This is a genomic window from Flavobacterium sp. (assembly GCF_029242675.1).
Taxonomy (GTDB): Bacteria; Bacteroidota; Bacteroidia; order Flavobacteriales; family Flavobacteriaceae; genus Flavobacterium.
Genome location: NZ_JAQWTM010000317.1, coordinates 1 through 8918, shown reverse-complemented (window position 1 = coordinate 8918; position 8918 = coordinate 1). Strand labels below are relative to the sequence as shown.

Below are 8918 nucleotides of genomic sequence, written 5' to 3'. Positions count from 1 at the left end.
AGGATATAAGGTAACATCAAACTTGACTTTATCGGTGAAGTTCGCAAAATCTTCGATTTTGTAATTTAAAAAAACATCAGCTTTGATTTTTGATTCTTTAGTTTGCAGATAAAGATTTTCGAGTCGGATACTTTTTTTTGTGTAACTAAACTTCGAACTTAAATTAGCCACATAAGGTCCTCTTGAATCTGAAAAGGACATTTTATTTATGGATGTACTAACATTTGGACCATATAGTAAGAAATCAGTAATGGAAGCGTTCAACTTCTTAAAATCGACTTGAACAGGATATTGTTTATTTTCATCGGTTAAAATGAAATGGCTATTTACAATTTCAGCGCTATTGGCTTTTAAAAGAAAATGCTTGTTAGGATTAGTTGGTTTTCCCGAATCAAAAGACTTGATAAAAAAGTCCATGTTGGTTTCCTTTTCGTTTTTGTACGTTTTTAAATTAAAAAGCAGTCCTTCCAATTTAATATCTTCAAAAATCAGATCTCCATCTAAAATCTTCTTCCCTTCTAAGATGTTGGTATTGATGATTTTTGAAAAAATAAGCGTGTCTTTGTGATGATCTAGGATAACAACATCCTTGAATTTAACGCCACCAAAAATAGAAATTCGTACCCCTCCAATTGCTATGTTAGTTCCAAAATCTTTGTTTATACTGTTTGTAAAATAGCGAGCCACTTTGGTTTGAACATAGGGCAGCGATAATGCAATAGCTAACACTAATAAAAGTACTATCAGCCCCAGAATAAATCGGAAGATTATGTTTGAAATTTTTTTGATAGCTACTTTAGATTATAATTTTTCTATAAATAATATTTTGCCTCAGGAAAGAGGGGCACCTTTGATAAAAATTCTTTAATTTTGGCTGCGCCGTAAAAGTAAAAAAAATTAAATCGGTCTGTAAATATAATTCAAAATTTGTGCTTTTTTATGCAAAATTCCGACGTTTTTATTCTTGCTATTGAAAGTTCCTGCGATGACACAGCTGCAGCCGTTTTACATAACGATAAAGTACTATCAAATGTTGTAGCAAACCAGCTGATACACACACAATATGGTGGCGTGGTTCCAGAACTTGCCTCAAGAGCACACCAGCAAAATATTGTCCCTGTAATTGATGCAGCACTGCAAAAAGCTGGAATTAAAAAAGAACAATTAAGCGCCATAGCTTTCACACAAGGTCCAGGCCTAATGGGCTCACTGCTTGTAGGTAGTTCTTTTGCTAAATCAATGGCAATTGCATTAGGAATTCCACTGATAGCCGTAAACCACATGCATGCGCACATTTTAGCCCATTTTATTGATGAGGAAGGATTTGATAAACCCGACTTTCCTTTTCTAGCTTTAACCATTAGTGGTGGTCACACTCAAATTGTGAAAGTTAACCACTTTTTTGACATGACCATAATTGGCGAAACAACAGATGACGCCGTGGGAGAAGCATTTGACAAAAGCGCCAAAATCCTAGGTTTACCGTATCCTGGCGGACCCTTGGTTGATAAATATGCGCAGTTAGGAAATCCAACAGCCTTTGCTTTTACGAAGCCAAAAGTAGCTGGACTAGATTTTAGTTTTTCAGGTCTAAAGACAGCTATTTTATATTTTATCCAAAAGAAAAAAATAGAAAACCCTGCTTTCATAGATGATAACCTAAATGATATTTGTGCATCGATACAGCATACCATCATTCAAATTTTAATGGACAAATTAAAATTAGCCGTTAAAGAAACAGGAATCAAACAAATTGCGATTGGTGGAGGTGTCTCTGCTAACTCAGGAATTAGACAGACGCTAAAAGAAGGCGAAGCGAAGTACGGTTGGAAAACCTTTATTCCAAAATTTGAATACACCACCGATAATGCTGCAATGATTGGAATTGTAGGTTATCAAAAATTTTTATCTCAACATTTTGAAACAGCAGCAGTTGTTTCTAAAGCAAGAATACAGTTTTAAAATTATGCAATTATTTTATAATCCAAATATAGACGAGCAAACAGAAAATTTCTTTTTTGATAAGGAGGAAAGTAAACACATCATTAAAGTACTTCGAAAAAAAGATAGTGATATTTTGTATGTTACAAACGGTCAAGGTTTATTATTTGAAACAGAAATCACTTTAGCATCGGATAATAAATGTACAGTCAAAATTAATGGAGTTGAAAAAAAAGCGCCTTCTTCTTACCGATTGCACCTGGCAGTAGCACCTACAAAAATGAATGATCGATTCGAATGGTTTCTTGAGAAAGCAACCGAAATAGGAATTCACGAAATTACTCCTATACTATGTGATCGATCAGAGCGTAAAGTAATTAACAAAGAACGTTTTGATAAAATTGTCCTCTCAGCCATGAAGCAGTCTAATGAGTGCTATTTACCACAATTGAATGATGCGGTGACTTTTAAGGAATTCATCAAAAAACAAAATGACGGCTTACAAATAATCGCTCATTGTGAAGAAACGGATAAAAAAACATTTAAATCAGTATTACAAAAAAAACAAAACATTACTATTTTAATCGGTCCCGAAGGCGATTTTAGTGAAAAAGAAATCGCTCTAGCATTGGAGAGTAAATACCAACCCGTTACTTTGGGTACCACTAGACTTCGCACCGAAACTGCAGCAATTGTGGCTTGTCATAGTGTGGCTTTTTTTAATGAAGCGTAAATAAAACAGCATGAAGAAAACAGCTATTATCTTATTGTTATTGATCGGTTTTACTTCATTTTCGCAAGAAATTGCTTTGGTAAAATATGGAGGCGGTGGAGATTGGTATGCTAATCCAACTTCTTTGCCTAACCTTATTCGCTTTTGCAACAGCAATATTAATACAACTATAAGTCCAAAACCTGCAACGGTAGAACCAAGTAGTCCTTCCTTATTTTCCTACCCTTTTATACACATGACTGGACATGGAAACGTAGTGTTCAATGATGCAGAGGTAACTAATCTTAAGAATTATCTGGAATCGGGTGGTTTTTTGCATATAGATGACAACTATGGAATGGACCAATATATCCGAAAAGAAATAAAAAAGATATTTCCAAAAAATGAATTAATAGAAATACCTTCAAGTCATGCTATTTTTCAAAAACCGTATGCATTTCCTACTGGTTTACCTAAAATTCATGAACACGATGGAAAGCGACCACAAGCTTTAGGTATTTTTAAAGATAATAGGTTGCTTTTACTTTATACGGTTGAATGCGACTTAGGTGACGGCTGGGAAAATCCAGAAGTCCATAATGATCCTACACTCGTACGTGAAAAAGCTTTAAAAATGGGTGCTAATATTTTGAATTATATTTTCAATAATTAAGACCGTTTTCATTTCCTTTTCTACTTCTAAATTAGACTGAAATCACCATTTTTTTCAATCGTTGTTATTTATAGCTCGAACTACATTTCTTTCGTCCTTATAATCTCCAAATCAAGAGATCTACTTCCATAAATTCATTTTTTTTGTATATGAAAACTCCTGTAGAAATGACAATGAACTACATGGATTATACAGATGATAGAGGAATGTACATGTTCTCAGAAGGACAAAAAAGTAGAATGGCAGCTATCTTCGTTTCCGGAGGTGCTAGATCCGGCTTTGGAATCTAATCACTGAAAAATTAAAAGGATTGAAACTCGCTAGTAAATAGCGAGTTTTTTTATGTCTAAAATTTGACTTCAAAAAAAATGTAAATCTTGATAAAATAATTAACTGCGTCACAAAATATTTTTCTTCCTACGTTTACATTGCGATACCAACTACTTAAAACAAACATCCAACTACAAAAAATAAGATAACTATATTACCATAAAAAACCATATCTCTACTACACACTAATAAACGGAATACTGATTTTCTTGATAACGATAATTGATTACAGGTTAAAGAGAAAAAACACTTCAAATCCTTTCCTACAAGATATCTGTAAGAATTACAACCAAAAGAGATCTTACCATGATAATAAACGTCTCTTAGAAACAGCGTTTAATTAGGAAACAAATCGTTTTAAGTTAATGCTAATAGTATCTAATAAAAGCAGAACTTATTTACTACAAATATCGCAATTCACACTACCTGAAAGCATCCGAAAAATTTACAAAAGTACTGTCTAAAACAAAAGTACTATCAGAAAATACCGCAATTTGAAAATTTATTATATCTGTCTTTTTTTTGCGAAACCGCACTGTTACAGCAATCTTAATTTAATGTTAATTAATTTTTAATTTTTTCTTCACTATTTAAAACATTTGTTATATAATTGCATCAATGTTAACAAACCCGAATTTATTATAACAAACTCCAAACAAATTATGAAAAAGATTATTTTATCTGCAGTAGCAGTAATGGTGCTTTTCTCTTGTCAAAATGACAACAATGAAGCTACGACTGTAGCATCAACAGCTAAAACAGTAGCAAAAAGAGCCTGTGCTTCTGATGAAGTACTAAAAACACAACTTGCTGAAGACCCTACCTTAGCAATAAGAATGAACCAAATTGAAAGCTTTACTCAAAATGCTATGCTAACAGGTCGTTTAGTAAATGGTAAAGTTCAAATTCCGGTAATTGTAAACGTACTATACCGCACGGCTGCAGAAAATATTTCAGACGCACAAATTCAATCTCAAATTGACGTTCTAAACCAAGATTTTAATGCTCAAAATGCTGATTTCGCTGATGTTCCAGCTTTATTTTCTGGAGTAAAAGCAAACGTTGGAATAACATTTGTATTAGAAGGCATCAATAGAAAAGCGACTACTAAAACTTCTTGGGGAACCAATGACGTTATGAAAAACAGTAAAAGAGGAGGAATTAGCCCTACATCACCAACTACAAAACTAAACATGTGGGCTTGTACAATTGGTGGTGGTATTCTTGGATACGCTCAATTTCCTGGCGGAAGCTCTGCTACGGACGGAGTTGTTATTGATTCTCAATATTTTGGAATGTCAGGTACTGGAGCTTATCCTTATAACCTAGGAAGAACAGCAACACATGAAGTAGGACACTGGATGAACTTACGTCATATTTGGGGAGATGCAACTTGTGGAAGTGATTTAGTAAATGATACACCTACTCATAATGGTGCAAATTACGGTGTTCCTGCTTACCCACACTATAGTACTTGTACTGGTACTCCAGTTGAGATGACTATGAACTACATGGATTATACTGATGATAGAGGAATGTACATGTTCTCAGAAGGACAAAAAAGTAGAATGGCAGCTATCTTCGTTTCAGGAGGTGCAAGATCGGCTTTTGGAATCTAACCACTCAAGAAATAAAATAATAGAAACTCGCTAGTAAATAGCGAGTTTTTTTTTGTCATAAAAGGAGTGGTGCATCCAAAACTGAAATAGTAACTAAAAAACAACCTATGGCTTTCTTATAACTATATTACTCTATTTCCGTTATCTTGCCACATCCAAAATTAATTAGGTTCAGCATAGCCACACTAATTAATTTGACCGCCTAAAAAAACCATACTACAGCTGCAAAGCAAAAAAATGGATGCCGATTTCTAAAAACATTTCTACACTAATTGCTTTAAACAAATACAGTTTAAACTACTTCTTACACAATAGCTGTAAGAATTGTTCCTGACAATGAAAATAAATTTTCAAGAGCCAATTAAATAAAATAGTTTTTTATCTACGCTAAATCTCCTTAGAGCAATGGTGACAGTACCTAACAAATTTAAAAACCGAAGGTTATTTCTTAAAAAAACAATAAAATATGCCATGATCTACTGCACCATCTTAGGTCAAAAGTAGCATTGAAAAAATTCTTGTTATCAGAAAATACCTCAGTATTGAAATTTATTTTTAGAGCCTATTTTTTATAAAACCGCGCCAACATTGAGTTCTTAATTTATTGTTAAAATATTTTTTATTTTTTTTTTACTATTTAAAAGTATTGTTATATAATTGCCCCATTATTAATAAAACCACATAATATCTAACAAACCCGGAGTAAATTATGAAAAAAATTCTTTTAACTGCAATGGCAGTACTGACTCTTTTCTCTTGTCAAAACGACAACAATGAAACAACCGCTTTATCAGCAAAAACAGTAGCAAAAAAAGCATGTGCTACAGATGACGTACTAAAATCAAAACTAGCTGCTGATCCTACTTTAGCAATTAGAATGAACCAAATTGAAGCATTTACAGAAAATGCAATTGCAACTGGAAGAATCGTAAATGGTAAAATTCAAATTCCCGTAGTAGTAAACGTTTTATACAGAACTACTGCTGAAAACATTTCAACGGCTCAAATTCAATCACAAATCGATATTCTGAACGAAGATTATAATGCATTAAATGCAGATTACAATTCTGTACCAGCAGCTTTTTCAAGAGTAAAAGCTAACGTAGGGATCAGTTTTGTACTTGAGGCTATCTACCGCAAAGCGACTACTAAAACATCTTGGGGAACTTCTGATGCAATGAAGAGCACCTCAACAGGTGGAATCAATGCAACTTCACCAACAACAAAATTAAACTTATGGGTATGTACCATTGGTGGAGGAATTTTAGGATACGCACAGTTTCCTGGAGGAGCTTCTTCAACAGATGGTGTAGCAATTGATTCTAAATATATTGGAGACACTGGAACTGCAGTGTATCCATATAACTTAGGAAGAACAGCTACTCATGAGGTAGGTCATTGGATGAACTTACGTCACATTTGGGGAGATGCTAACTGTGGAAGTGATTTAGTAAGTGATACTCCTACGCACAATGATGCTAACTACGGTGTTCCTGCTTACCCACACTACAGCACATGTTCAGGTAATCCAATAGAAATGACAATGAACTACATGGATTACACAGATGATAGAGGAATGTTTATGTTCTCTAACGGTCAAAAAAGCAGAATGGCAGCAATTTTCCTTTCAGGAGGTTCAAGAGCAAGTTTCCGTTTGTAATATAGCAGACCACACTTAACATTTATAAAACTCGCTATTTACTAGCGAGTTTTTTTTTACCTTTATGCTCTAAATTAAAGTTAATGATTACATCAAAAATAATTGCAAATGGTATCTTGAGAGCATTGCTCCTAATTACTTTTTGCAGCCTAGCATTATTGTTTTTTTATAAAATTCAATCTGTCCTTCTCTATCTTATCATTTCGTTGATAGTAACACTTATAGGGAACCCAATTTTAGATTTCTTCAGAAAAAGGATGAAATTCAATCATCTTTTTGCCACAGTTAGTACTTTACTACTCTTCGTATTGCTGATATTTGGATTTATTATGATGTTTGTCCCGCTTATTATTTCACAAGGAGAAAATTTATCATTACTGAATACCAACTCCATTGAAAAAAATATCACGCAATTAATAAATCAAATCACTATTTTTTTAGAAAACCATCAATTGGATTTATCGACACTGTGGAATGAGGCCAATATCGGTTCAAAAATAAATTTCAATATAATCCCTAATTTTTTAAATTCGATATTAAATACAGTCAGTAGTGTGGGCGTGGCTTTAGGATCCATCATGTTTATTACTTTTTTCTTTTTAAAAGACAGACTAATGTTTATCAATAGTGCTAAAAAACTAATCCCCGACAAGCATGAAGAGAAAATTTTAAATTCATTAAACAAAATCAATATCTTATTATCGCGCTATTTCCTTGGTTTACTATTGCAACTCTTTATAGTTTTTGTAATGTACTTAATTGTCTTGTTGATTTTTGGGGTCGAAAATGCGCTTGTAATTGCCTTTTTATGTGCAGTCCTAAATATCATACCTTACATAGGTCCTTTAATTGCTTCGGTATTGGCTGCAATTTTAACTATGTTAAGTAATTTAGGATCAGATTTTCAATCCGAAATTTTACCAACTACTATCTATGTTCTAATTGGTTTCTGGATTGTTCAAATAGTGGACAATAATATCTCTCAACCGCTAATTTTTTCAAAAAGTGTGAGTTCACATCCTTTGGAAATTTTCTTGGTTATCCTAAGTGCTGGTTTCCTTTTTGGCATAGTAGGTATGGTTGTAGCGGTACCATTTTACACCATAATAAAAGTTATAGGGAAGGAATTTTTTCCAGAAAACCAACTTATAAAATTACTTACTAAAGACCTATAATTTTGGACAGTACACTTCTAAATGACGACATACAAGACTTCATTAATAGCAATTTAACGAACCCTATATCAAAATTAGCGCTTCAAAAAAATCCATTCCCTGATGTTGACTGGATTCGTATTTTAAATCAAATTGAAGCTAAAGGTAAAGCGAAGGAAAAGCTACCAACTTGGTATTGTACTGCTGGTATTTTATATCCGTCAAAAATTTCGGTTGAACAAACTTCTTCAGAACGCACAGCAGCTTATAAAGCCACTTTAATTTCAGGAAATAGTCTAATCGATTTAACCGGCGGTTTTGGAATAGATGATTATTATTTTGCTAAAACACTTACGAAGGTCGCACACTGTGAAATAAATACCGAACTATCCGAGATTGTAAAGCACAATTTTAATAAATTACAAGTAAACAATATTCAATGCTATGCAGGTGATAGCATCGAAATACTCCAAACACTTCATGACAAATGGGATTGGATTTACATTGATCCGTCGAGAAGACACGATGCAAAGGGAAAAGTTTTCTTATTACAAGATTGCTTGCCTAATGTTCCTATTCATTTGTCCACCTATTTTGAGTACTCTCATTCTGTTTTAATAAAAACGGCACCACTATTAGATTTAACGGCAGGCTTAGCTGAATTAGCAAATGTAAAAACGATTCATATTGTTGCTTTAGAAAACGAGGTTAAAGAATTATTATGGGAACTACATAAAGATTACATTGGCCCTACAGCAATAAAAACGGTCAATCTTGGTAAAGAAAAAACAGAAACTTTCGAGTATATTTTTAATAATCAAGTGGAAAT

Annotated in this window: 7 protein-coding genes and 2 pseudogenes; 8 read left to right on the top strand and 1 reads right to left on the bottom strand. The window is 33.3% G+C overall.

Annotation, left to right across the window (positions count from 1 at the left end):
- Positions 1-729, bottom strand: a pseudogene (locus P8M54_RS11600) (translocation/assembly module TamB); the annotation flags it as partial.
- Between the two features lie 210 nt (positions 730-939).
- On the opposite strand from P8M54_RS11600, the gene tsaD reads away from it, so the two are divergent.
- From tsaD to P8M54_RS11560, 8 genes and pseudogenes are all read left to right on the top strand, one after another.
- A complete protein-coding gene (tsaD, locus tag P8M54_RS11595) occupies positions 940-1962 on the top strand; it encodes a tRNA (adenosine(37)-N6)-threonylcarbamoyltransferase complex transferase subunit TsaD (RefSeq protein WP_300288023.1) in 1023 nt (340 codons plus the stop codon).
- Between the two features lie 4 nt (positions 1963-1966).
- A complete protein-coding gene (locus tag P8M54_RS11590) occupies positions 1967-2674 on the top strand; it encodes a 16S rRNA (uracil(1498)-N(3))-methyltransferase (RefSeq protein ID WP_300288022.1) in 708 nt (235 codons plus the stop codon).
- 10 nt (positions 2675-2684) lie between these two features.
- Positions 2685-3326 (top strand): DUF4159 domain-containing protein, encoded by a 642-nt coding sequence (locus P8M54_RS11585; protein WP_300288019.1) that lies wholly within the window; start codon positions 2685-2687, stop codon positions 3324-3326.
- A gap of 155 nt (positions 3327-3481) precedes the next feature.
- A pseudogene (locus P8M54_RS11580) lies at positions 3482-3616 on the top strand (zinc metalloprotease); the annotation flags it as partial.
- A 702-nt stretch (positions 3617-4318) separates the two neighbouring features.
- Positions 4319-5275 (top strand): zinc metalloprotease, encoded by a 957-nt coding sequence (locus tag P8M54_RS11575; protein WP_300288018.1) that lies wholly within the window; start codon positions 4319-4321, stop codon positions 5273-5275.
- A 709-nt stretch (positions 5276-5984) separates the two neighbouring features.
- On the top strand, positions 5985-6935 hold the full coding sequence (locus tag P8M54_RS11570) for a zinc metalloprotease (protein WP_300288017.1): 951 nt from the start codon (positions 5985-5987) through the stop codon (positions 6933-6935).
- A gap of 83 nt (positions 6936-7018) precedes the next feature.
- Positions 7019-8110 carry an AI-2E family transporter gene (locus tag P8M54_RS11565; protein ID WP_300288016.1) on the top strand — a complete coding sequence of 364 codons (1092 nt, stop codon included), beginning with the start codon at positions 7019-7021 and terminating at the stop codon, positions 8108-8110.
- Positions 8111-8112: 2 nt separating this feature from the next.
- Positions 8113-8918 (top strand): class I SAM-dependent methyltransferase (locus P8M54_RS11560; protein WP_300288015.1); only part of this gene is annotated, 806 nt, incomplete at its 3' end.

Excerpts from the sequence above, each read along its gene's own strand:
- tsaD (WP_300288023.1), top strand. The coding sequence starts at position 940 with ATGCAAAATTCCGACGTTTTTATTCTTGCTATTGAAAGTTCCTGCGAT.
- P8M54_RS11590 (WP_300288022.1), top strand. The coding sequence starts at position 1,967 with ATGCAATTATTTTATAATCCAAATATAGACGAGCAAACAGAAAATTTC.
- P8M54_RS11585 (WP_300288019.1), top strand. The coding sequence starts at position 2,685 with ATGAAGAAAACAGCTATTATCTTATTGTTATTGATCGGTTTTACTTCA.
- P8M54_RS11575 (WP_300288018.1), top strand. The coding sequence starts at position 4,319 with ATGAAAAAGATTATTTTATCTGCAGTAGCAGTAATGGTGCTTTTCTCT.
- P8M54_RS11570 (WP_300288017.1), top strand. The coding sequence starts at position 5,985 with ATGAAAAAAATTCTTTTAACTGCAATGGCAGTACTGACTCTTTTCTCT.
- P8M54_RS11565 (WP_300288016.1), top strand. The coding sequence starts at position 7,019 with ATGATTACATCAAAAATAATTGCAAATGGTATCTTGAGAGCATTGCTC.